Genomic DNA, 22,312 nt, shown 5'->3' with positions numbered 1-22,312 from the left:
CCGGGCTGGTCTCGTCGATCGGCTTCTTCTTGGCCTTCATGATGTTGGGCAGCGAAGCATAGCGCGGTTCGTTGAGGCGCAGATCCGTGGTGATGATCGCCGGCAGGTTGAGCGCAACCGTCTGCAGGCCGCCATCGACCTCTCTGACAACGTCGATCTTGTCGCCGCCGACCTCGAGCTTGGAAGCAAAGGTGCCCTGCGGCCAGCCCAGCAGCGCCGCCAGCATCTGGCCGGTGGCGTTCATGTCGTCGTCGATGGCCTGCTTGCCCAGGATGACCAGGCCGGGGTTCTCATTGCCGATCACCGCCTTCAGGAGCTTGGCCACCGCCAGAGGCTCGACGGTGGCGTCGGTCTTGACCAGGATGCCGCGGTCGGCGCCCATGGCCAGGCCCGAGCGCAGCGTCTCGGCCGCCTGGGCCGGACCGATCGACACCACCACCACTTCGCTCGCCTTGCCGGCTTCCTTCAGACGCAGCGCTTCCTCCACGCCGATCTCGTCGAAGGGGTTCATCGACATCTTGACATTGTTGAGATCGACACCCGAACCATCGGCCTTGACGCGGATCTTCACATTGTAATCGACCACCCGCTTCACGGGCACGAGCACTTTCATGGGGCTTCTCCAGACGGGGAACCGGAACAATGAGCGATATGAAACGACCGCATAATGGCCTTGTCCTTCCCGCGCTGTCGGCGAACCGACACGTCACGTCGCGACAAGACCGCCGCCGCTGAACTTGATGACGCAAGTCAGCTAAAGGGCGCGGCTTTTTGTGTCAACGCGACATTTGTGTGAAGCGACCGGGCGAGTTCCAGTCACGGGCATTCTCGGCGGTCGGTGGAGCGCATCACGAACCGCGACACGCCGGACAAGTCAGCACGAATGTCCCACTCGGCCTCGGGGAGGACGTCGATACTGTTTGCCACCTCCGGCGATCAATCGCTCCAACTGCACTACCACCCGGCCCGACCGATTCTGCTACTCAACACAGTAACAGGTTACCATTTATTGTTTTTATTATCGAACACTTTGCTCTTGCCTTCCTCATACTTAATTGGAAACAACAACAAACTGTTGATAAGCAAAAATCCCACCAAACACGACTTGCGCGAAGCATACCTGCTCGCTGTGCTCGGACTCAGGTTTGCTCGGTACTCCCTAACCCTACGCAATGATTGGCGCGGCCTCCCTTCGCCGTGACTTTGGCAGCAAAGGCTTGGAGCACGAACAAGAAGACGATCTCCAGCCACGCTCCCAAGGAAAGCAGGTCCCCCATGTTTGATACAGTTTTGAAAGTCGCCGGCGTCCTTTTCGTTGCAACCAGTCTCGCCAGTTGCTCAACCGCCGGCATGTTTCCCAAGCCCGGCGAGGCCTATGTCAAGGACGTGACGGTGACGGCCATTGCCTCCGCGCGCAATCCAGTTCCGGGAAGCTTCGCCCCGCGGCTGACTGAAGCTGTGCGCCAGGACGTGCAGCACCTGCCGCAAACCGGCGCAGCCAAGCACCTGTCGATCATCCTGACCGATTATCATTTGAAGAATCCCGCCCTGTCCCTGCTGGTCGGTGACGCCAATTACGTCAAGGGCACACTGACGGTCACGGATCTGGCAGGCGGGCCTGCCAAGACGGCCCCGTTCGTGGTCGGCAATCAAGGGCAGGTCAATGGCGTGGTCGGCGCCATCGTAGCCGCCAACCAGGATCCGGGCCTGATCGAAGGCGTTCTGGTCGTGCAGTCGAGCCGCAAGGCGCTGGAAAATTTCTATGGTTCCAAGCTCTTGAAGACCTATGCGGAAAACCCGCCGGCGGCGACGCCCGCTGCCACCGCCACGCCGGCCCCAGCCAGCCCGGCCAAGGCCAAGCCCACCAAGCCTCCTGTCCGCAAAGCAAAACCCGCTGTACCGGCGGCCGCGCAGCCCGGCACTTAAACAAAACGGCGCCCCAGGGCGCCGCGACATCGAATAGAGATCCGGAGGAGGCACTCTGCCTCCCTCCGTTTCTTATATGTAACGCACAAGGGCCTTGCGGCAAGACCCGGTTCCGGCGCTATCAAACCAACCCTCGACCGCAATCAAGGGAAAGGGTGCCGGATGCGTGTGTTGTTGACGAGCTTTGGATCGCGCGGCGATATCGAACCGGTGGCGGCGCTGGGAGCGCGGCTCCGCGATCTCGGCCTCGAGGTGCTGGCCTGCGTGCCGCCGGATGAGGAGTTCGAGGCGGTGCTGGCCCGCGCGGGCGTAAGGCTGGTGCCCGCCTTCCGGGCCTTGCGGCCCTGGTTGGCGGAAGTGCGCAAGGGACCTGTCGACCTGCCCCAGGTGGCGGGCGAGGTCCTGGAGGGGCAATATCGGGCAATGGCCGCGGCGGCCGAGGGTTGCGATGCCGTGGTGGGTTGCGGCCTGTTTCCCTCCACCGCCGCGGCACAGGCGGTGGCCGAAGAGCGGGGTCTTGCCTATGTCCATGTCAGCTATTGCCCGCTCTTCATCCCTTCCCCGCATCATCCGCCCTATGCCTATCCCGGTCACCCTCGCCCGCCGGGAATCACCGACAACCGGGCTTTGTGGGATCACAATAGCGAGGTCATGAACGCCCTGTTCGGTGCCGCCGTGAATGGCCTGCGCGTCCGGATCGGCCTGCCGGCGCTCACCAATGTGCGCGATCATGTCTTCACCGACAGTCCCTGGCTGGCTTCGGACCCGATCCTGAGCCCGTGGCCGCCGGCCGCAAGCACAGTGGTACAGACCGGTGCCTGGATCTTGCCGGACGAGCGCCCGCTCCCGGCCGATCTCGAAGCCTTCCTGGCAGCCGGCCCGCCACCGGTCTATGCGGGCTTTGGCAGCATGTCGATGCCGACGGCCCAGGCGGCCGGCCCCGTGGCGATCGCGGCGATCCGCGCCCAGGGCCACCGCGTCCTGCTCGCTCGCGGCTGGGCCGGACTCGCTCTTGCGGAGGCCGCAGAGGATTGCTTCCTCGTCGGCGACGTCAACCAGCAGGCCCTGTTCCCGCGCGTTGCGGCGGTGGTGCATCATGGTGGTGCCGGCACCACCACGGCGGCGGCTCGGGCGGGCGTGCCGCAGGTGATCGTACCACAGCTGGTGGACCAGCCGTTCTGGGCCGGACGAGTGGCGGCACTCGGCATCGGTGTGGCTCATGACGGCCCGGCCCCGAGCCTCGACTCGCTCTCCGCCGCGCTCGCTATCGCTCTGGCGCCGGAAACCCGCGCCCGGGCCGCCGCCCTGGCGAAATCGATCCGCACCGATGGCGCCGCGCTGGCCGCCGGGCTGCTCCTCGACATGACGCGCCGGTGATCTGAATGAATCGTTACGCCGGCCGGTTCGCGCCGGCCGGCGAGCACGGTGCCTCCAGCCGCGTTTAAAAAACCTGCCCTGCCACCTCGCTCAATCGAACGTGTCGCGCCAGTCGTTCTGCGCCTGGGGCGGCGCATTGTCGAACAAAGGCGCATCGGCGCGTTTGAGCGGCAGCACCAGGATGGCGCCGGCGACCAGTCCGCCAAGATGGGCAAACCAGGCGACATCGTCTGTCGAGGTGACGAAATAGGCATAAAGCGCAAAATAGGCCTGGTAGAGAATCCAGGCCCCGATCGCCCAATAGGCCGGCAGTTTCAGCGGAATGCGGAAGAACAGGAGCACCCAGATCTTCACCTTGGGATGCAGCAGCACATAGGCAGCCACCACGCCCGATATCGCCCCGGATGCCCCGATCAGCGGGCTGGTGGAGTCCTGTGCGGTCAGGGCATAGGCGAAGGAAGCCAGTACGGCACAGGCCAGATAGAAGAACAGGTAGCGCCAGCGCCCGAGATCATCCTCGACATTGTCGCCGAACACCCACAGGAACAGCATGTTGCCGGTCAGGTGCATCCATGAGCCGTGCACGAAGGATGAGGTGATCGGCGTCAGCCATTCCGGCACCCTGATATATTCGGCCGGCAGCTGCATCTTCTGGAACAGAACCACCGGAATCATGCCATAGGAATAGGTAAAGCCCGCCGTATCCGCCACGAAGGTGCCGGGCACGTAGCCGGACTGGAAGAACACGAAAACCGAGACATTGGCGGCAATCAGCGCCCAATTCACATAGGCTCGCGTGATGCGCCGGTGCGGGTTGTCGTCATAGAGCGGTATGATCATCTCGCGTCCCGTATCGCCTGCCGATGCAAGTCGCGTGACGGCAAGAACAATGTAGGGCGAGAAGCAGCGGGAATAAAGGTCGCACAGCGAACAGAGCCGTTGGTGCGGGGTATTTACCGTCATCCCGCATACTATTTTGAGAATGCGCGGCATTTATGCATCATCTGCCCGGGTCATTGGAGGGTGATCGCAGTCCGAGAGGAACCAGATGCTTCGTTGCTCGCGATCTCGTGCCGCTGCCCTTGCCATCATCATGACCGCGCTGCCGGTTCTGGCCGTCACCACGCAGACCAGCCCCGCCTTCGCCGCCCCGCAAGAAGCCGTGCTCAAGCAGGCCGAAGCACAGCGCCAAGCCTTGATCGACACCATGAAGGCGCTGGTTTCGATCGAATCGGGCAGCAAGGACCCCGATGGCCTGGCCGAGATCGCCACCCTGATCGCGGACCGGCTCAAGGCCCTGGGCGGCGAGGTGCAGCAGATCGAGCCGAAGGGCGTCTATCGCATGCAGGACACGCCCGAGAAACCGGGCAAGGTCGTGCTTGCCCGCTTCACCGGCACCGGCACCAGGAAGATCGCTCTGATCGCCCATATGGACACGGTCTATCTCAAGGGCATGCTGGCGCAGCAGCCGTTCCGCATCGAGGGCGACAAGGCCTATGGCCTCGGCATCGCCGACGACAAGCACGGTGTTGCCCTCGCCCTCAGCACTGTTGCGCTGCTGAAGGAGCTGAATTTCAAGGACTACGGCACGCTGACGGTGATGATCAACGGCGACGAAGAGATCTCCTCGCCCGCTTCGCGCGCGCTTCTCACCGAGCTCGGCGCCGAGCAGGACGCCGTGTTTTCCCTGGAAGGCGGGGGCATCGGCACCGACCAGATCATCCTCGCCACCGCCGGCATCGGCGCCGTCGCCCTCAAGGTCGAGGGCAAGGCCTCCCATGCCGGGGCTGCACCCGAGCGCGGCGTCAACGCGCTCTATGAACTGGCGCACCAGATTCTGCAGATGCGCGATCTTTCCGATCCCAAGCTCGGCCTCAAGCTGAACTGGACGGTGGCCAAGGCCGGCACCAACCGCAATGTCATCCCGGCCGAAGCAACGGCCCAGGCCGATGTGCGCATGCTGCGCATGGCCGATTTCGACCGCATCGAGAAGACGGTGAAGGAGCGCATCGCCAACAAGCTCCTGCCCGACAGCAAGATCGAGGCGCTGTTCGAGCGCCGCCGCCCGCCCCTGCAGCCCACCGACGCCGGGCGCGCCTTGGCGGCACGGGCCGGCGCCATCTATGGCGAGATCGGCCAGAAGCTGAGCGTGATCGACAAGGCCGGCGGCGGCGGCACGGACGCCGCCTTTGCGGGACTGAAAGCCAAGGGACCGGTGCTGGAAGGCCTCGGTCTGCGTGGCTTCGGCGCCCATTCCAACGACGCCGAATATGTCGAGCTCGATTCGGTGGTGCCGCGCCTTTATCTGCTGGCACGGCTGATCATGGACGTCTCGGCCGGCAAGACGAAATAAGTGGCGCCCGGCCCAGGCGCGGCAAGCGCCTGCTGGCCCGAAACCCTATTCGTTGGTCTTGATGTTGGTCCAGGTCCGCGTCCAGAGTTTCTGAATCTTGGCGTCCGGCGCCGTGGTGGTGAACAGGCGCGCCATGGTGGCCTCATCAGGGAAGATGGCGGGATCCTTGAGGATCTCGGGCTTGATGAACTTTTGCGCGGTGAGATTGCCAGTGGCGTAGGAGATGAACTCCGTATTCCTGGCAGCTATCTCCGGGCGCATCATGTAATCGATGAAGGCATGGGCCTCCTCGACATGCTCGGCATCCTTGGGGATCGCCCAACCGTCGACCCAGATCAGCGCGCCTTCCTTCGGCACGACATAACGGATGTCGACCAGGGGGCTGTCAGGCGACTTGGCATGGGCTTCGATGGCGCGGTTGCGCGCCTGGATGACGTCCCCGGCCCAACCGACCACCAGGCACAGATCGCCGGCGGAGAGCGCGCTCAGATAACCCGAGGAACTGAAGGTCCGGACATAGGGCCTGATGGCCTTGAGCAGCTCTCCCGCCTTGGCGATATCCTTGGGGTCCTTGGAATCGGGATCGAACCCGAGATATTTCAGGGCAGGCGGGATCAGCTCGTCGGGGGTATCGAGAATACTCACGCCGCAATCGGCGAATTTGGCCAGGTTCTCCGGCTTGAACACGATGCTCCAGCTGTCGATCGGCACATCGCCCAGGCGCTTCCTGGCCATCTCGACATTGTAGCCGATGCCGGTGGTGCCCCACATATAGTTCACGGCGTATCGGTTGCCCGGATCATAGAAGGCCAGGCGCTGGAACACCTTGTCCCAGCCGTGCTGGAGATTGGGGATCCTGGCCTTGTCCAGCGGTTGAAACACGCCGGCTGCGATCTCGCGCTTCAGGTTGGGGCCGGTGGGATCGACCACGTCATAGCCGGAATGACCGGCATAGAGCTTGGTCTCCAGCACCTCGTTGGAATCCATGGTGTCGTAGACGACCTTGATGCCGGTCTCCTTGCTGAAGCCTTCCAGGGTGGAGGGATCGATGTAATCGGCCCAGCTATAGACGTTGACGACCCTGTCGCCCGCCATTGCGGGCCCGGTAGCCATCAGGGCGGCCATGGCCGCAGCGGCGAGAGCCAAGAGCTGGGGCGGTCGGAGGCGACTTCGGCGAGAACGCGATCTCCAAATCGGCGTCGGGCAAGACGGCATGAGGGTCTCCTCTGGACGTGCGTCATCATTGCCGCCGACGCCAGACGCCGACGGATGGGGATTGCAGCCCTGTACAAAGGGGTGCAATTGCTGTGATGGGGCCTGAAGCGTTTTGCGATTTGGTGGAATCACCAAGAATCGCAAAGACGCGTCAGAACAAGGAGTTAGAGCAAATAAGCGTCCATACTCGAACGCGCTTTGCTCTTGACGATGCCACGACGCCTCGCTTCAGACGGAAGCACGCGGCTGTTCGCACCGAGAAAGCCCGCTCGGCGTCATTCAGGATCCGGACGAGCGGAAACCGGCGCTCTTCGGCGCATCCGCCCCGGCTGTCCGGGTAGAACATTCCATCGAGGTCGTCGCTCTACGGACGAGCCTGCCCGAAAGCGTTTCGTATCCGCGCCGACAGTCGGCTCTTCCTCCTTCTTGCTCGCTCAGGACGGCTGGGCTTCCGGCAAGGGACGGCCCAGGGACGAACGCACCGCCGGGATAGGTCCCGACGGCATAAAATGCTCAGGCAGCACGATGGCCAGATGCGAGGCCGCGACGTCGCGCGCCTCCTCCCGCGACAGGTTCTTGGGGGCGATCATCAGATGCAGCCACAGGCCTTCGAGCATGCACACGATCGCGCGCGCCAGCTTATGCGCATCGATGCCCGCCGGCACGAGTTCGACACAGAGATCGGCGACGACACCGAGATTCTCCTGGTCTGTGTCGTTGCACATGCTGCGATAGGTCGGACGGGCCTTCGCCTCGCCCCGGAAAGCGCACCAGGCTGCCAGCTTGCGCGGCGTGCAGATCCTGCGGTCGAAATCGGCCAGGACCATCGCCCAGAGCCGCTCCGCAGCCGATGGCCCGGCCTGGGCAAGGGCAGCGCGCCAATGATCGCGATATTCGTCCGACAGGAAACGCAACGTCTCCAGCAGCAATTGTTCCTTGGTCTCGAAATGAAAGTTCACGATGCCGCGGGACATGCCGACCGCCTCGGCGACGACACCGATCGTGGTGCCCTCATAACCGTAACGGGCCAGGCAATCGATCGTCGCATCGATCAACTCGCTCCGGCGCTCGGCCCGGTTGATCCGCGTGCGGCCCGTGCTCGTGGAAGTGTTCATCCTGGTGAAGCCACCCTGTCCCGCCGCCCGATCCGAGCCGGCGTCTTTCCAGCATGCTTGGTGAGAACGGTGGGATTGTCAATGCGATTTTTTGCTATACGTTCGTTCAGTATCATGATTATAACTGAACGAACGTATAGCAATTATACAATCGAACATTCGTAGCGGGAGTGCTGACAGGCCTGCGTTTTTTGGGGGGCCCGGCGAGGGAAGGTCCATCCCTCCCCCGGCACGACCAAAGGACATGTCCCAGCTGGTGAAGACGAGGTGACGACGATGACGACGATTGGCTCGACGGCGATGGCGGTAGCGGAGGAAGATCTCACCGAACGCGCCAAACGCCATCTGATCCAGCCCTGGCCCGTCGCGGAAACCATGGGCGACGAGGCACGCCCGCTGATCGGCGAGGGCGACGGCATCTACATCACCGATGCCGCCGGCAAGCGTCTGATCGACGGCCCCGCCGGCATGTGGTGCACCAATATCGGCCATCGCCGTCGCGAACTTGCCGACGTCATGCGCGAACAGGCAATGGCGCTGTCCTACAGCTCGCCCTGGTACACCACGAGCTCGCCCTCCGTCGCCCTGGCCGAGCGGATCGCCGCCCATGCGCCGGGCGACCTCAACCATGTCTTCTTCACCACCGGCGGATCCTCGGCCGTGGAGACGGCGCTGCGCTTCATGCAGTTCTACAACAATGTGCGCGGCCGCCCGGACAAGAAGCTGATCCTCAGCCGCGGCAGCGCCTATCACGGCTCGACCTATCTTTCCGCCTCGCTCAATGCCCGTCCGCGCGACAATGACTGGATGGACAGCGCCAGCGATCTCGTCATCAAGCTCTCGTCACCCAACCCCTTCCGCCGTCCCGGCGGCAAGACAGTGGCCGAATTCGCCGATGTCCTGGTCGACGAGTTCCGCGACACCGTCGCCCGGGTCGGTGCCGAGCGGATCGGGGCTTTCGTCGCCGAGCCGATCCAGGCCTCGGGCGGCGTCATCGTGCCACCGGAGGGCTACCTGCCGCGCATCCGCGAGATCTGCCGGGCCAACGACATCCTCTATATCTGCGACGAGGTGGTGACAGCCTTCGGCCGCCTCGGCCATGTCTTCGCTTCGGGAGCAGTATTCGGGCTCGATCCCGACATGATCACTTTCGCCAAGGGCGTCACCTCGGGCTATTTCCCGCTGGGCGGCGTGGTGATCTCGGATCGGCTGCTCGCGGATCTCAGGCGTTCCAACCATCCCGAGGCGATGTTCGCCCATGGTCTGACCAACACCAGCCATCCCATCGGCTGCGCGGTCGCCCTGAAGAATCTCGATATCCTGGAAGACGGCGTCCTCGACCATGTGCGCGAGGTCACGCCCTATTTTCAGGCCCGGCTCCGGGACCTCGCGGACCTGCCTTTGGTCGGCGAGGTGCGCGGCCTCGGCATGATGGCTGGCATCGAATGCGTCGCCGGGCCTGCCGGCGAGGAGGGTGGGGCGCTCGACGAGACCATCGGCAAGCGCATCGACGGCCATTGCCAGGAACTCGGCCTGCTGGTGCGGCCGATCGTCAACATGTGCGTGATGTCGCCGCCGCTGACCATCACCCGCGCCCAGATCGACGACATGGCCGCCATCCTGCGCGAAGGCATCTCGCGCACGATGGACGACCTCGAACGCGAGGGCCTGTGGCGGCGCTAGGTTCGGAACGCGAACTTCCAGTCTGCTCCTGGGGCGAGGCCACTCATTGAGGAGCAAGAGCGGTCTCAGCGACATGCCTGCATGTCGCTGAGAAGTCCTCTCTTCAACCTTACCCCATCGCCTTGATCACGGCCGCGCCCATCTCGCTGGTCGAGACGGCGTTCTGGCCGGCGCTGGCGATATCCTTGGTGCGCAGCCCCTCGCTCAGCACCGCCGAGATGGCGGCGTCGAGGCGATCGGCGGCCTCGGAAAGGCCAAAGGAATAGCGCAACGCCATGCCGAAGGAGGCAAGTGTGGCGATCGGATTGGCCAGGCCCTTGCCGGCAATGTCGGGCGCCGAGCCGTGCACCGGCTCATACATCGCCTTGCGCTTGCCGGTCTTGGCATCCTCGGCGCCGAGCGCGGCCGAGGGCAGCATACCGAGCGAGCCGGTCAACATGGCCGCGACGTCGGAGAGCATGTCGCCGAACAGATTGTCGCAGACGATCACGTCGAACTGCTTGGGCGTGCGCACCAGCTGCATGCCGCAATTGTCGGCCAGGATGTGCTCGAGCTTGACTTGCGGATATTCGGCCTTGTGGACCTCCGTGACGACCTGCTTCCACAACACGCCCGATTTCATGACGTTGTGCTTTTCGGACGAATGCACCAGGCCGCGGCGCACCTTGGCGAGGTCGAAGGCGACGCGGGCGATGCGCTCGATCTCATGGGTGGTGTAGACCTGGGTATCGACGGCGCGCTTCTCGCCGTTCTCCAGCGTGACGATCTCCTTGGGCTCGCCGAAATAGACACCGCCGGTGAGCTCTCGCACGATCATGATGTCGAGGCCCTCGACCAGCTCGCGCTTGAGCGAGGAGGCTTCGGCCAGCGCCGGATAGCACACGGCGGGACGCAGATTGGCGAAGAGGCCGAGATCCTTGCGCAGGCGCAGGAGGCCGGCTTCCGGACGCGCCTCATAGGGAACGTCGGCCCATTTCGGACCGCCGACAGCACCGAACATCACCGCATCGGCCTGGTCTGCAAGCTTCATGGCATCTTCGGAGATCGCCTTGCCATGGGCGTCATAGGCGGCGCCGCCGACCAGATCCTCTTCCGTCTCGAAGGAGGCGAGGCCCGTCTTGTTGAGGAAGGCGATCAGGCGTTTGACCTCCGCCATCACTTCGACACCGATGCCGTCGCCAGGAAGAAGGAGGAGCTTTTGCGTCGCCATGACCTGTCACCTTTGATTGGAATGCCGGCTGATTAGACGAGCAAGGGGGAAGGTGCAAGCAAGGAGGCAAGATGGGCGGGTTCCAAGACCCGCCTGTCGGCGCTGAAGACGTACCGGTCCGGGGATCGCTACGTCACCGTCGCTGCATGCGCATAATGCCGCCGGAATGACATGAGAATTGTCGGCGACCATCCTCCAAGGTTGCGGAGAGAGGCGTTTATGCTCTATTCGCCCCTTCGTTTCGACGGGCCTCCGACCATGACTTATGCCGTTAAGGAAATCTTCTACACGCTTCAGGGCGAAGGTCGTAACGCCGGCCGGGCCGCCGTGTTCTGCCGTTTCGCCGGCTGCAATCTGTGGTCCGGGCGGGAGGCTGACCGCGCGACGGCCATCTGCCAATTCTGCGATACCGACTTTGTCGGAATGAACGGAACGGGCGGTGGACGTTTCGCCGGCGCGCATGAACTCGCCCGCGCCATAAACCGGACCTGGACCGGTGGCGACGAAGGTCAGCGCCTCGTCGTGCTGACCGGCGGTGAGCCTCTTCTTCAGGTCGACGCCGATCTCGTCGCGGCCCTGCATGAGGCGGGTTTCGAGATCGCGGTCGAAACGAACGGCACCGTCGCTCCCCCCTCGGGCATCGATTGGCTCTGCGTCAGCCCAAAGGCCGGCGCGCCGATCGTGGTCGGCGCGGGTGACGAACTCAAATTCGTCTACCCTCAAGCCGGGCTCGACCCCTGCCAGTTCGAAGATCTGTCCTTCCAGCATCTGCTGCTCCAACCCATGGACGGACCGGAGCGCGAGGCGAACACGGCAGCTGCGGTCGCCTACTGCCTGGCGAATCCGCGGTGGCGATTGACACTGCAAACCCATAAAATGCTCGGTATTCCATGAAGATCACGCAGGCATTCACCTTCGAGGCCGCGCACCGCCTTCCCAACGTCCCGCAAACCCACCGTTGCCATCGAATGCACGGGCACTCCTATCGTGTCGAACTGCAGCTGGAAGGCCCGGTCGATCCACATACCGGCTTCGTCGTTGATTTCTTCGACGTGGAGGCGGCCTTCGGTCCGTTGCTGCAGCGCCTGGACCACTATTGCCTCAACGAGATCGAAGGGCTTGAAAATCCGACCGCGGAAAATATCGCGATCTGGATCTGGGACAGGATCAAGCCGCTGCTGCCGCTGGTCGCTTCCGTGAGGGTCTATGAGACCCCTCAATGTTGGGCGGAATATGAGGGCTGAGCGCCGCCTAAAGCGACCTGGCGGGCGATCTCGATAGCTGCGCTTCTCAAACGGACCGAGCTCCCCTCGCCAGTCTCTGTTCCCTGGGGGACTCGACCTTCCCAAGCGCCTGCCCCCAGATTTGCGCGCGAATCGGGCCCATCGGCCCGACGCAGCAATGATAGGGAGCCTGTTCGTGAGCGAGCCCACGCAAGGTCTTTGGCACAATATGAACCGCCCGCTGGCTGCCATTCTTCTTGGCGTGCTGCCATTCTGGCTCTTCCTGGGCGCTTCCGACAAGCGGACCGTCAACGGCGAGGTGGTGTTCGAATCCGAGTTGAATCTGCTGGGCATCGTGATGGCGATCGTCGCCCTGGGGCTCGCCTTCACCATGCTGCGCCGCGATGGCTCTCCCGGCCAGCCACCGCGCCGCTGGCCGCGTACCCTGGTAGCGATCGCGGCCATTCCGCTGGCCCTGTTCCAGCTCGGCTACTCCATCGGCTTCTACAGTTTCAAGGACATCAATATCGCCGTCTTCGGAGGTCCCGCGCCGCCTCCTTCCACCTACGGCGGATTGAATCCCGACCTGAAAAAGTTCTTCGTCGAGCGCTCCCGGACACTGGATCAGGGTCGCCTCAACGACACGATCGTCAACTCCCTGCTGCGCCTGACTGAAGCGCGTATCAGACACAACGCCTATGCGGACGCCTGCCATCGCGGCAAATGGCAATTGGAGGCGGTGGCTCTGCCTGCCTTCCTCAGCGAGGCAGGACGCGATGCGATCGCCGAAAGCGAGCGCAAGCTAGCGGCCGAGCGGCCGGCGCCTTGCACGGAAAAGAATGCCAAGGCCAACATCACAGAGCTCTCCGACTATTATGCCCGCGACAAGGACATCCTGGCGATTCAACTCGCCGGCTACGACGGCCGTTTCGGCTCGGAGCCTCCACCCGCCGCCTCCACGACCGTACCGGCCATTGAAGGTGTCCCTGTCGGATTGGGAGCCAGCGTTGCAGAGGCTCAACGCATTTTTGGCTCCACCCGCCAGCCAGAGCCCTATACCAGCGCGATGGGCGAACGCCTCGCACTCTATCCCGCCGACGGCTTTGCACTTTACCTGTCGACCGACAAGCAGGTCGCGAGCATCAAACTCACCAAACCGTTCAACGGCAGCGTGGGCAGCGTCAGGATCGGTGATCCCTTGATCACCCTGAAACGTCTGATGGGCAAGCCGACGAAGGAACTTTTCCCCCTCGATAAGAACCGCGCCTATTTCTATCCTCTGCCCAATGGCGTCACCGCCCGTTTCGACGCCAGCGAGGAAGAAGGCGTGCAGTCGATCATGCTGCTCAAGACGAAGTAGAGAGCCCAGCAGGCGGATTTTCCGGACAGATCCGGGTACCCGCCCAGCCCAGCCTCAGTTTGCTGCGCCGATGCGGTAGACGACTTTACCTTCTCCATCCCGAATCTCCGTGGCTTCGACCTGGAGGCTGAGCCCGGGAAGGGAGGTCAGCGTATAGTTGCCGGCGACGGGACGCACCGTCGCCAGAAGCTCGCGATAGCCCTGGTCATCGAGGGTGACATGCGTATGGATGCCGTCGCTGCGAACAGTATTCGCGTCACCTCTTCCCCACACCACCACACACTCCGGATGATAGAGTGACAGCTCCCGGCCGAACCGCCAGCGATAGGGCAGCACCGCCAGCAGAGAACGCAAGGTCGTCGCGCTGAAGATCAGCGTGGTGGTCGAACTGTCCCTTTCGGCCTCGACACGATCGCCATAGATGATTTCGGTGGGTGAGCCATCCTGCCGGGCCCGGTCCTCGACGACGCTCAGCACAACGGGATCGGCGAGGATACTGGCCCTGGCAATATCCGTCACTCTTTTGGCCGAGCGGCTGGCCAACAGCGACGCGACCAAATCGACTCCAACATTCCAGACGGCATCCATCTCGTCACCGGTGATGCCGACCGCCTGGACGAAACGTAGCTTGCCGTTTGGGGTGTCGAGATCGGGCAGGTCAGGATCGGCAATGAAGATCAGGTTGAAAATCTGCGTCTCGATTTCCTGAACGATCGGAGCGAGACGTTGGCGATACTGTCCGGGTTCGAACACATTGCCGGTGTTGAAGACATAGCGTCCCAGCCCCTGCAACATCTCGAACGGCCATTTGGGTGGTTCCATCTCCTCGCCACGCTTGAGACGAAAGGTGAGTTCGAAACCAAAACCACTCTCGTCCGGATCGCTTGATTCCTTGCCAAAAAGCTCGGTCAAGCCATAGGTGACATAGTGCCAATGCGGTGTGTCGCCGGCGCCTTGATAGACGGAAACACCGTTGAGGACGCTGGAGCCTCCCAAGCCTGGCGGCGGCACCGCGGCGACATGGACTTCCTTCTGCCCAGGATAGAGACGCTCGCAAGCTGCATCGATGGCATGCCAGCCTGGAGCCTCATCCTTGTCGATCTGAGCCATTTCCGTACTCCCATGGGTTTTTTTTAGCCGCATTGATCCCAATAACCGGCCCGTCTTGCTTCTCGATGAGCCTCCCCGCCATCGAAAGAACCATAGCGATGGAAGATCAGGCCAGCCAAGCCTTTCATGCCGCTACGTCATCCTGCTAGCGTCGGCACGTTCTGACGGGCAGGTCCTTGACAGACTCAGCCCCCTCCCCGACCTGTCGGGGATGATCATTGCGCCTAATCCATCGAGGCAAGCCTCCCGGAGCATGGGGCTCCATGGCTAATCCTGGCGAAGTCGTCGAGGTGCTGCTGCCGGTGGCTCTGGAGCGCACCTACAGCTACCGCGTGCCCTTCGGCAACACGCTGATGCCGGGCGATGTCGTGCGCGTCACGCTCGGCCCGCGCGAGGTGGTCGGCGTGGTCTGGGACGGCGATGGCGTGCTGCCTGCCTCCTCCAACCGGCTGAAATATGTGGAGGAGCGCCTCGAAATTCCCCCACTCGGGGCTGAAATGCGCCGCTTCATCGAATGGGTGGCGAACTGGACGCTGACGCCGCGCGGCATGATCATGCGCATGGCGCTGCGCGCGCCGGAATTGCCGCCGGAGAAGCAGAGGCTCGGCTATCGCCTGGGCAAGCACGAGCCCGAGCGCCTCACCGCTGCGCGCCGGCGCGTGCTCGACCATCTATCCGATGGTTTCGTGCATGAAAAGCGCGCGCTGATCGAGGCGACCGGGGTGTCACCGAGCGTGGTGGACGGTCTGGTCGATGCCGGCGCGGTCGAGCCCCTGGCCCTTCCACCGGAACCGGTGGCAGGCACACCGGATCTCGCCTTCGGCAGCGCCAGCCTGAACGAAGCCCAGGCGCTGGCCGCCGCCAGTCTGAGCCAGGCCGTGGCGGCCCGGCGCTTCTCGGCGATGCTCCTGGAAGGGGTCACCGGTTCGGGCAAGACCGAGGTCTATTTCGAGGCGGTGGCCGAGGCCGTCAGGCAAGGCGGGCAGGCTTTGATCATGCTGCCCGAGATCGCGCTGACCAACCAGTTCCTCGACCGTTTCGCCGAGCGCTTCGGCGTACGCCCGGCCGAGTGGCATTCGGGCATATCGGCCAACAAGCGGGCGAAGCTCTGGCACGGCATCGCCAAGGGCGAGGTTGCGGTGGTGGCCGGCGCCCGCTCGGCCCTGTTCCTGCCCTTCGTCGACCTGCGGGTCATCATCGTCGACGAGGAGCACGACGGTTCCTACAAGCAGGAGGACGGGCCGCGCTACAATGCCCGCGACATGGCGGTGGTGCGTGCCCGGCTGATCGATGCGCCGGTGGTGCTGGCCTCGGCCACCCCCTCGATCGAATCGAGGGTGAATGCCGATCGCGGCCGCTACGGCCATATCACCCTGCCCCAGCGTTTCGGCGGGCGGGCGCTGCCGTCGATCACTACCGTCGACATGCGCGAAGGTGGGCCCGAGCGCGGCAAATTCATTGCGCCCAGCCTGGTCTCGGCGGTCAAGGAAACGCTGACAGCGGGAGAGCAGGCCCTGCTCTTCCTCAACCGGCGCGGCTATGCTCCCCTTACCCTCTGCCGCAAATGCGGGCATCGCTTCCAATGCCCGAACTGCACGGCCTGGCTGGTGGAGCATCGCTTCCGCAAGAGCCTGGTCTGCCACCATTGCGGGCATACTGCGCCGGTGCCGCGCCATTGCCCGAGCTGCGAGGGCGAAGACACGCTCACCCCTTGCGGCCCCGGCGTGGAGCGCATCGCCGAAGAGGTCTCAGGTCTCTTCCCGGAGGCCCACACCGTGATCCTCTCCTCCGACATCCATGGTAGCGCCGAGCGCCTGCGCCAGGAGCTCGACACCGTCGCCAAGGGCGAGGCCAACCTCGTCATCGGCACGCAGCTCGTCGCCAAGGGCCATAATTTCCCTTTTCTGACGCTGGTCGGCGTTGTCGATGCCGATCTCGGCCTGGGCACCGGCGATCCGCGTGCGGCCGAACGCACTTTCCAACTCCTCGGCCAAGTCACCGGTCGGGCCGGGCGCGGCGAGCGCCCCGGCCGCGCTTTGCTACAGAGCTATGATCCCTCGCATCCGGTGATGCAGGCGCTGGTTTCGGGCGACAAGGAGAGTTTCTATGCGCGCGAGATCGCCGTGCGCGCCAAGGCCGGCCTGCCGCCCTATGGCCGCATGGCCGCCCTCACCATTTCCGACGAGGATCGCGGCAAGGCGGAGGGCTTCGCCCGCCAGCTCGTCAAATCGGCACCCTTCGACGCTGCCCTGCGCGTGCTTGGCCCGGCCGAGGCACCGATCGCGGTGATCCGCGGCCGCCACCGCATGCGCCTGATTTTGCAAGCCCCGCGCGACTTCGCCCTGCAGGATTATATCCGCGCCTGGCTCGCCGCCGGACCGAAGGTGAGCGGACAGCTGGCGGTGGACATCGACATCGACCCGATGAATTTCGCATAAGGCTCCCCTCTCCCGAGTCGGGAGAGGGGAATTGCCCTTCACACCGCGTAATCCATCGCCTCAAGATCGGCGATCAGACCGGGGCCGGTGGGCTGCCATCCGAGCTTCCTGCGGGTCTGCTCGCTGGAAGCCGGCATGTCGTGCCCGGCAAACAGGCCGAGCCAGCCGAAATGGGTCCCGGCCTCGCCGAGGGGGATGGATCTGACCGGCACCTTCAGGCCTCGGCCGATCACTTCCGCGATTTCCCGCTGCGACACGCCTTCCTCCCCCACCGCATGGTATTTCGCACCCGGTTCGGCCTTCTCCAGCGCGAGCCGGTAGAGGCGGGCGACATCGAGGATATGGGCCGCCGACCAGCGGTTCCGGCCCTCCTCGATATAGGCCGACACCCCCTTTTCGCGGGCCACCGCGATGGCATAGGTGACGAGACCCTGCCTGACCGTATCGTGCACCTGGGGAAGGCGTACGACCGAGACGTTGCCACCCTCCGAGGCCACGGCCGCGGCAGCCTCCTCCGAGGCAGCGCGCGGGATTACTTTCGAACTGATCACGGCGCCGTCCTCCTTGGCCAGCTCGCCGGGCACGGTGCTGGCCATGGCGGTGCCCGAGGTCACGATCAGGGGTCTGTCAGAACCGGCAAGTGCCGAGCCGAGCGCCGCGATCACGTGGCGGTCATCCTCGCAATTGGCGGCGAAGGTCGAGAAATCATGGTTGAAGGCGAGGTGGATGACACCATCCGAGCTGACAGCGCCGGCCCTCAGGCTGTCGAGGTCCTCCAGCGAGCCGCGATGAACTTCGGCGCCCGCCGCAGCCAGAACCGTCGCCTTGTCTTCCGACCGGGCCAGGCCGAGAACCTGATGGCCCGCCCCGATCAATTCCTTCACGACGGCCGAGCCGACAAATCCGGTCGCGCCGGTCACGAATACGCGCATGAGCAAGTCTCCTAGCAAGATAGGAGACAAGCATTGGCCCTTGGTTTATCCTGGTAAAGTAGTGACCTTATCGTATTATAATGACTAACAGGATGAACGGGCAGATCACGCAGGAAATCAAGCTCGGCAGCTATCTGAGGGATCGCCGCGCCAAGCTCGACCCGGCCGCCTTCGGCTTCGGGCCGGCGCGCCGGCGCACACCCGGCCTGCGCCGGGAAGAAGTGGCGCAGCGCGCCAATATCAGTCCGACCTGGTACACCTGGCTCGAACAGGGGCGCGGCGGCGCGCCATCGGCCGACGTGCTCGACCGTATCGCCCGCGCCCTGCTGCTGACCGAAGTCGAGCGCGAGCACCTCTTCCTCATCGGCCTCGGGCGCCCGCCCGAAGTACGCTACCGCAAGGGCGAGGACGTCACGCCACGGCTGCAGCGCGTGCTCGACGCGCTTCATCCGAGCCTGGCCCTGGTCAAGACCGCGACCTGGGACATCGTGGCCTGGAACAGGGCCGCCGCAGCGATTCTAACCGACTATGGCGCTCTGCCGCCCCACCAACGCAACGTCCTGCGCTTCATGTTCCTCGACCCTAACGTGCGCGCCGCCCAATATGACTGGGAGAGCGTGGCCCGCTTCGTGGTGGCGACCTTCCGGGCCGACACGGCGCGCGCGGGGGCGGCGGCTGAAGTGGAGCCCCTCATCGAGGAACTCTGCCGGCTCAGCCCCGAATTCGAGACGATGTGGCGCGACAACGACGTCCGGGCCCATGGCGACGGCGTCAAGCGCCTGCGCCATCCGGTGCTCGGCCCGATCACGCTGGAATATTCGTCCTTCGCCGTCGATGGCCGGCCCGATCTCAGCATGCTGGTCTACAACCCGACGCCTGATGACCGCGACAGGATCAAGGCCTTTCTCGACGGGCTGGCAAGCCCCTCTCCCGGGTCGGGAGAGCGGCAGGGGTGAGGGAAATGAGCAAGCGTTCACCAGTGTCCTCCCCCACCCCCTCTCCCCACCGGGGAGAGGGGGACACGTGGAGGTTTCTCGTGACGACCTCAGACAGTATGAGGGTTGCCAACCGCAGCGAGCTTCGCGAGTTCCCATGCCCGATCCCGTCCCCTCTCCCCGCCAATTGCTCGAAAATGTCGGCCTCGGCGCCCATGCCGAACGCATCCTGCCCCATGAGTTGCCCGCCATTGCGATCCTGCTGGGGACCGGAGCCGGAGATATCGGCCAGAGCCGGATCGGGGGCCTGCCGGACCTGCCGGCCTCGCTCGCCTGGCCTCGCACGGCCAAGGGGGAAGCCATGGAGTTCGCGCTCCAGATCGACCTAGCCGAGCTTCCGCCCGCTGCCAGCGCACTGCCGCGAGCCGGCATGCTCTATGTCTTCATCGGCCTCGACGAACCAGCGACCAATATCGAACACCGCATCCTGCTTCACACCGGCGCCGATCCCCTGCATCCGGCCGCGCTGCCCACCGATATTCCCTTCGCCAACGACATGTTCGCCGATGTCGAGCCGCGCCGCCTCGAATTTGTCGCCGTCCCCGACTTCCCGCGCTGGGCCACGCAGGATTTCGCGGCGGTGACCCGCGACATGAGCGAGGACGAGCACGACACCTACAACGAGGATTTCATGTGGTCGCTCGAGCCGAACACGGCGAGCCCCATGCTCGGCAAGCTGTTCGGCCACGCCGCCGGCATCGGCTCGGACCCGCGCGAGGATGCCTATGTGGTACGGGAGGTCAATCCGAAGTGGCTCTACAACACCCGCGAACGCGCCAAGCTCGACCTCACGCCGGCGCGCAGCTGGCGTCATCTGCTCACCATCGACTCCTGCATGGCCCTCGGCCTCGGCATCTGGGATGCCGGCTATCTGCAATTTCTCCAGCACGAAAACGACCTCGAAAAACTGGATTTTTCCAGGGTCTATGCCGCCGCGGAAAGCAGCTGAGAATCCGCCAGGCGTCGCAGGGGTTCCCCATGACCGCCAAAAAAGGTATGAGCGTCGCCACATCGCGTTGAATTGAGCGAGTCATCATGACCAGTCCTGCCGCCGAAACCCGCCAGCTTCTCGAGGCTCTCGGGGTTCCGGCCAGCCGCTTCACCGGCGGCTCCCGCACCGTTCGCAGCCCCCTCACCGGCGAGACCATCGGCGCCGTTCAGGAAGACAGCCCGGCCGACGCCAAGGCGGCCATCGGCAAGGCACAGGCCGCTTTCGAAGCCTGGCGCAAGGTGCCCGGCCCGCAGCGCGGCGAACTGGTACGCCTGCTCGGCGAGGAACTGCGTGCCGCCAAGACCGAGCTCGGCCGCTTGGTCAGCCTCGAAGTTGGCAAGATCGCCTCCGAGGGCCTGGGCGAAGTGCAGGAGATGATCGACATCTGCGACTTCGCCACCGGCCTGTCGCGCCAGCTCTATGGCCTCACCATTGCCACCGAGCGTGGCGACCATCGCATGATGGAGCAGTGGCACCCGGCTGGCGTCGTCGGCGTGATCTCGGCCTTCAACTTCCCGGTTGCAGTGTGGAGCTGGAACGCGGCTCTCGCCTTCGTCTGCGGCGACAGCGTGGTGTGGAAGCCTTCCGAGAAGACCCCGCTCACGGCACTGGCCGTGGAAGCCATCTTCAACCGTGCTGCCGCACGCTTCGGCGGCGTGCCGGACGGCCTGCTCACCCTCATCCTCGGCGCCCGCGAGGTCGGCGAGGTTCTGGTCGACGATCCGCGCGTTCCCGTGGTCTCGGCCACCGGCTCCACCGCCATGGGCCGTATCGTCGGCGAGCGTGTCGCCCGCCGTTTCGGCCGATCCATCCTCGAGCTCGGCGGCAACAACGCCTCGATCGTCACGCCCTCGGCCGATCTCGATCTCGCCCTGCGCGCCATCGCCTTCGCCGCCATGGGCACGGCGGGCCAGCGCTGCACCTCGCTGCGCCGCCTGATCGTGCATGACAGCGTCTATGACGACCTCGTCGGCAAGCTGAAGAAGGTCTATGCCGGCATCAGCGTCGGCAATCCGCTCACCACCGAAGCGCTGGTCGGTCCCCTGATCGACAAGGCTGCCTTCGACGGCATGCAGAAGGCGCTCGAGGAGGCCCGCAAGGCCGGCGGCACCGTGCATGGCGGCGCCCGCGTCGCGGAAGCCGGCCCGCAGGAGGCCTATTACGCCCGTCCGGCCCTGGTCGAGATGCCGAAGCAGGTCGGCCCCGTCGTTAACGAAACCTTCGCTCCGATTCTCTATGTGCTGAAATATAGCGAGTTCGACGAGGCTCTCGCATTGCAGAATGGCGTGCCGCAGGGCCTGTCCTCCTCGATCTTCGCCACCGACATGCGCGAGGTCGAGCGCTTCGTCTCCGCCCAGGGTTCCGATTGCGGCATCGCCAATGTCAATATGGGCCCTTCGGGCGCCGAGATCGGCGGCGCTTTCGGCGGCGAGAAGGAAACAGGCGGCGGTCGCGAGAGCGGCTCGGACGCCTGGAAGGCCTATATGCGGCGCCAGACCAGCGCCATCAATTACGGCCGGACCCTGCCGCTGGCGCAGGGCGTGAAATTCGATGTCGACGACGGAGGGACGAGCCCTTGAGGATGGCGGAGACGAGACGCTTGAGAAACCTTGGATTTGCGCTGGCCGGCTGTGTGACAGCCGGTTTCCTCACCCTCCCCGGTCTGGCACAGGCGCAGACACAGGCAAAACAGGCTCCCTCCCAGGCCATGGCGGTCGAAGCACCCGGCCCGGTCCTCAAGGCCAAGGCCAAGCTCGAAAAGCGCGCTAAGCGTTCCGGTGCTGCGGCCACTTCCGTTGCCGCGGCACCCCTCGAGGCGATGAAAGGCGGCGAAGCCGCGCTCGCCGCCATCCCCCTGCCGCCAGCCCGCCCACGCGACATCGCCGAGGCGAGCCCGGCGGCGCCCGCCGCGCACGAGGCCGAAATCCAGACCGCCAGCATCCCCACGGCGGCACCGGTGGCCGTGCAGAAAGCAGCAGCCGAGCCTTTGGATCTCAAGCCCATCGGCAATGTCGATTCTCTCATCACCAAGCACGCCGCCCGCTACAACGTGCCTGAGAGCCTGTTGCGCCGCGTGGTCAAGCGTGAAAGCGGCTTCAATCCTGGCGCACGCAACGGCCCCTATCTGGGCCTGATGCAGATGCGCCTCGATACCGCCCGTGGCATGGGTTACCAAGGCGGTGCCGCCGGTCTGTTCGACGCCGATACCAACCTCACCTACGGCGCCGCCTATCTCGCCAATGCCTGGCGCGTCTCCGGCGGCAGTCCGGACCGCGCGGTGCGGCTCTATTCCAGCGGCTACTATTACGAGGCCAAGCGCAAGGGCATGCTGCCGCATATGATCAAAGGCAAGCCCGGCCGCTGAGGAGAGAGCAGGCTCTTCC

General features: G+C 64.4%; 19 protein-coding genes. 12 read left to right on the top strand and 7 right to left on the bottom strand.

Translation table 11 applies throughout. From position 1 onward, the window contains the following. On the bottom strand, window positions 1-613 hold a 613-nt coding region (locus QM672_RS27140), incomplete at its 3' end, for an electron transfer flavoprotein subunit beta/FixA family protein (RefSeq protein ID WP_415086365.1). 662 nt (window positions 614-1,275) lie between these two features. Between QM672_RS27140 and QM672_RS27135 the strand changes: the two genes are divergently transcribed. Further along, the gene (locus QM672_RS27135; RefSeq protein ID WP_311945039.1) at window positions 1,276-1,926 is read left to right on the top strand and encodes a hypothetical protein; all 651 of its coding nucleotides are present in this window, start codon (window positions 1,276-1,278) and stop codon (window positions 1,924-1,926) included. A 162-nt stretch (window positions 1,927-2,088) separates the two neighbouring features. After that, window positions 2,089-3,303 carry a glycosyltransferase gene (locus tag QM672_RS27130; protein ID WP_415086362.1) on the top strand — a complete coding sequence of 405 codons (1,215 nt, stop codon included), beginning with the start codon at window positions 2,089-2,091 and terminating at the stop codon, window positions 3,301-3,303. A gap of 90 nt (window positions 3,304-3,393) precedes the next feature. Here QM672_RS27130 and QM672_RS27125 read toward each other — a convergent pair whose 3' ends face one another. Continuing rightward, entirely contained in the window at window positions 3,394-4,143 is a 750-nt protein-coding gene (locus QM672_RS27125) for a rhomboid family intramembrane serine protease (protein ID WP_068298207.1), read from the bottom strand. A 208-nt stretch (window positions 4,144-4,351) separates the two neighbouring features. Here QM672_RS27125 and QM672_RS27120 point away from each other — a divergent pair, with 208 nt between their 5' ends. Further along, the gene (locus QM672_RS27120; protein WP_367626858.1) at window positions 4,352-5,656 is read left to right on the top strand and encodes a M20/M25/M40 family metallo-hydrolase; all 1,305 of its coding nucleotides are present in this window, start codon (window positions 4,352-4,354) and stop codon (window positions 5,654-5,656) included. 45 nt (window positions 5,657-5,701) lie between these two features. On the opposite strand, the gene QM672_RS27115 is transcribed toward QM672_RS27120, so the two are convergent. Both QM672_RS27115 and QM672_RS27110 read right to left on the bottom strand, forming a co-directional pair. Beyond that, window positions 5,702-6,769: a polyamine ABC transporter substrate-binding protein gene (locus QM672_RS27115; protein ID WP_311945033.1), complete on the bottom strand. Its 1,068-nt coding sequence runs from the start codon at window positions 6,767-6,769 to the stop codon at window positions 5,702-5,704. A gap of 536 nt (window positions 6,770-7,305) precedes the next feature. Further along, window positions 7,306-7,986: a TetR/AcrR family transcriptional regulator gene (locus tag QM672_RS27110; RefSeq protein WP_415086359.1), complete on the bottom strand. Its 681-nt coding sequence runs from the start codon at window positions 7,984-7,986 to the stop codon at window positions 7,306-7,308. A gap of 276 nt (window positions 7,987-8,262) precedes the next feature. Between QM672_RS27110 and QM672_RS27105 the strand changes: the two genes are divergently transcribed. Further along, a complete protein-coding gene (locus QM672_RS27105; RefSeq protein WP_415086357.1) occupies window positions 8,263-9,669 on the top strand; it encodes an aminotransferase in 1,407 nt (468 codons plus the stop codon). Window positions 9,670-9,778: 109 nt separating this feature from the next. Here the strand turns inward: QM672_RS27105 and leuB are convergent, their stop codons facing one another. Then, window positions 9,779-10,879 carry a 3-isopropylmalate dehydrogenase gene (gene leuB / locus QM672_RS27100; RefSeq protein WP_311945029.1) on the bottom strand — a complete coding sequence of 367 codons (1,101 nt, stop codon included), beginning with the start codon at window positions 10,877-10,879 and terminating at the stop codon, window positions 9,779-9,781. Window positions 10,880-11,137: 258 nt separating this feature from the next. Between leuB and queE the strand changes: the two genes are divergently transcribed. The 3 genes from queE (at window position 11,138) to QM672_RS27085 (ending at window position 13,462) form a co-directional block, all read left to right on the top strand. Further along, window positions 11,138-11,773: a 7-carboxy-7-deazaguanine synthase gene (gene queE / locus QM672_RS27095; protein ID WP_367626890.1), complete on the top strand. Its 636-nt coding sequence runs from the start codon at window positions 11,138-11,140 to the stop codon at window positions 11,771-11,773. Beyond that, the gene (gene queD / locus QM672_RS27090; RefSeq protein WP_311945025.1) at window positions 11,770-12,123 is read left to right on the top strand and encodes a 6-carboxytetrahydropterin synthase QueD; all 354 of its coding nucleotides are present in this window, start codon (window positions 11,770-11,772) and stop codon (window positions 12,121-12,123) included. The genes queE and queD overlap by 4 nt, the downstream gene beginning before the upstream one ends. A gap of 175 nt (window positions 12,124-12,298) precedes the next feature. After that, complete coding sequence (locus QM672_RS27085; protein WP_415086354.1) at window positions 12,299-13,462, top strand: hypothetical protein; 1,164 nt, start codon at window positions 12,299-12,301, stop codon at window positions 13,460-13,462. Window positions 13,463-13,516: 54 nt separating this feature from the next. On the opposite strand, the gene QM672_RS27080 is transcribed toward QM672_RS27085, so the two are convergent. Beyond that, on the bottom strand, window positions 13,517-14,572 hold the full coding sequence (locus QM672_RS27080; protein WP_311945021.1) for a suppressor of fused domain protein: 1,056 nt from the start codon (window positions 14,570-14,572) through the stop codon (window positions 13,517-13,519). Between the two features lie 263 nt (window positions 14,573-14,835). On the opposite strand from QM672_RS27080, the gene QM672_RS27075 reads away from it, so the two are divergent. Next, entirely contained in the window at window positions 14,836-17,010 is a 2,175-nt protein-coding gene (locus tag QM672_RS27075; protein WP_415086352.1) for a primosomal protein N', read from the top strand. Window positions 17,011-17,048: 38 nt separating this feature from the next. Here QM672_RS27075 and QM672_RS27070 read toward each other — a convergent pair whose 3' ends face one another. Continuing rightward, a complete protein-coding gene (locus QM672_RS27070; RefSeq protein ID WP_367626863.1) occupies window positions 17,049-17,942 on the bottom strand; it encodes an SDR family oxidoreductase in 894 nt (297 codons plus the stop codon). A gap of 92 nt (window positions 17,943-18,034) precedes the next feature. Between QM672_RS27070 and QM672_RS27065 the strand changes: the two genes are divergently transcribed. The 4 genes from QM672_RS27065 to QM672_RS27050 all read left to right on the top strand — a co-directional run bounded on the left by QM672_RS27065 (window position 18,035) and on the right by QM672_RS27050 (window position 22,293). After that, window positions 18,035-18,898, top strand: coding sequence for a helix-turn-helix transcriptional regulator (locus QM672_RS27065; RefSeq protein WP_415086349.1), 864 nt, complete (start codon window positions 18,035-18,037; stop codon window positions 18,896-18,898). Between the two features lie 136 nt (window positions 18,899-19,034). Then, window positions 19,035-19,886 (top strand): YwqG family protein, encoded by an 852-nt coding sequence (locus tag QM672_RS27060; RefSeq protein WP_311944103.1) that lies wholly within the window; start codon window positions 19,035-19,037, stop codon window positions 19,884-19,886. Window positions 19,887-19,972: 86 nt separating this feature from the next. Next, window positions 19,973-21,508 (top strand): aldehyde dehydrogenase family protein, encoded by a 1,536-nt coding sequence (locus QM672_RS27055; RefSeq protein ID WP_415086347.1) that lies wholly within the window; start codon window positions 19,973-19,975, stop codon window positions 21,506-21,508. A 20-nt stretch (window positions 21,509-21,528) separates the two neighbouring features. Continuing rightward, window positions 21,529-22,293 carry a lytic transglycosylase domain-containing protein gene (locus QM672_RS27050; protein ID WP_311944101.1) on the top strand — a complete coding sequence of 255 codons (765 nt, stop codon included), beginning with the start codon at window positions 21,529-21,531 and terminating at the stop codon, window positions 22,291-22,293. The last annotated feature ends 19 nt before the right edge of the window (window positions 22,294-22,312 follow it).

Origin of the sequence: Labrys sp. (in: a-proteobacteria), assembly GCF_047605565.1 — a bacterium.
Lineage (GTDB): Bacteria > Pseudomonadota > Alphaproteobacteria > Rhizobiales > Labraceae > Labrys > Labrys neptuniae.
Note: the sequence above shows the minus strand (reverse complement) of the source record. Positions and strands in the feature narration are given on the sequence as shown.

Coding starts and splice junctions, on each gene's coding strand:
- QM672_RS27135 (WP_311945039.1), top strand. CDS start 1,276: ATGTTTGATACAGTTTTGAAAGTCGCCGGCGTCCTTTTCGTTGCAACC.
- QM672_RS27130 (WP_415086362.1), top strand. CDS start 2,089: ATGCGTGTGTTGTTGACGAGCTTTGGATCGCGCGGCGATATCGAACCG.
- QM672_RS27125 (WP_068298207.1), bottom strand. CDS start 4,143: ATGATCATACCGCTCTATGACGACAACCCGCACCGGCGCATCACGCGA.
- QM672_RS27120 (WP_367626858.1), top strand. CDS start 4,352: ATGCTTCGTTGCTCGCGATCTCGTGCCGCTGCCCTTGCCATCATCATG.
- QM672_RS27115 (WP_311945033.1), bottom strand. CDS start 6,769: ATGGCTACCGGGCCCGCAATGGCGGGCGACAGGGTCGTCAACGTCTAT.
- QM672_RS27110 (WP_415086359.1), bottom strand. CDS start 7,986: ATGAACACTTCCACGAGCACGGGCCGCACGCGGATCAACCGGGCCGAG.
- QM672_RS27105 (WP_415086357.1), top strand. CDS start 8,263: ATGACGACGATTGGCTCGACGGCGATGGCGGTAGCGGAGGAAGATCTC.
- leuB (WP_311945029.1), bottom strand. CDS start 10,879: ATGGCGACGCAAAAGCTCCTCCTTCTTCCTGGCGACGGCATCGGTGTC.
- queE (WP_367626890.1), top strand. CDS start 11,138: ATGACTTATGCCGTTAAGGAAATCTTCTACACGCTTCAGGGCGAAGGT.
- queD (WP_311945025.1), top strand. CDS start 11,770: ATGAAGATCACGCAGGCATTCACCTTCGAGGCCGCGCACCGCCTTCCC.
- QM672_RS27080 (WP_311945021.1), bottom strand. CDS start 14,572: ATGGCTCAGATCGACAAGGATGAGGCTCCAGGCTGGCATGCCATCGAT.
- QM672_RS27075 (WP_415086352.1), top strand. CDS start 14,836: ATGGCTAATCCTGGCGAAGTCGTCGAGGTGCTGCTGCCGGTGGCTCTG.
- QM672_RS27070 (WP_367626863.1), bottom strand. CDS start 17,942: ATGCGCGTATTCGTGACCGGCGCGACCGGATTTGTCGGCTCGGCCGTC.
- QM672_RS27065 (WP_415086349.1), top strand. CDS start 18,035: ATGAACGGGCAGATCACGCAGGAAATCAAGCTCGGCAGCTATCTGAGG.
- QM672_RS27060 (WP_311944103.1), top strand. CDS start 19,035: ATGCCCGATCCCGTCCCCTCTCCCCGCCAATTGCTCGAAAATGTCGGC.
- QM672_RS27055 (WP_415086347.1), top strand. CDS start 19,973: ATGACCAGTCCTGCCGCCGAAACCCGCCAGCTTCTCGAGGCTCTCGGG.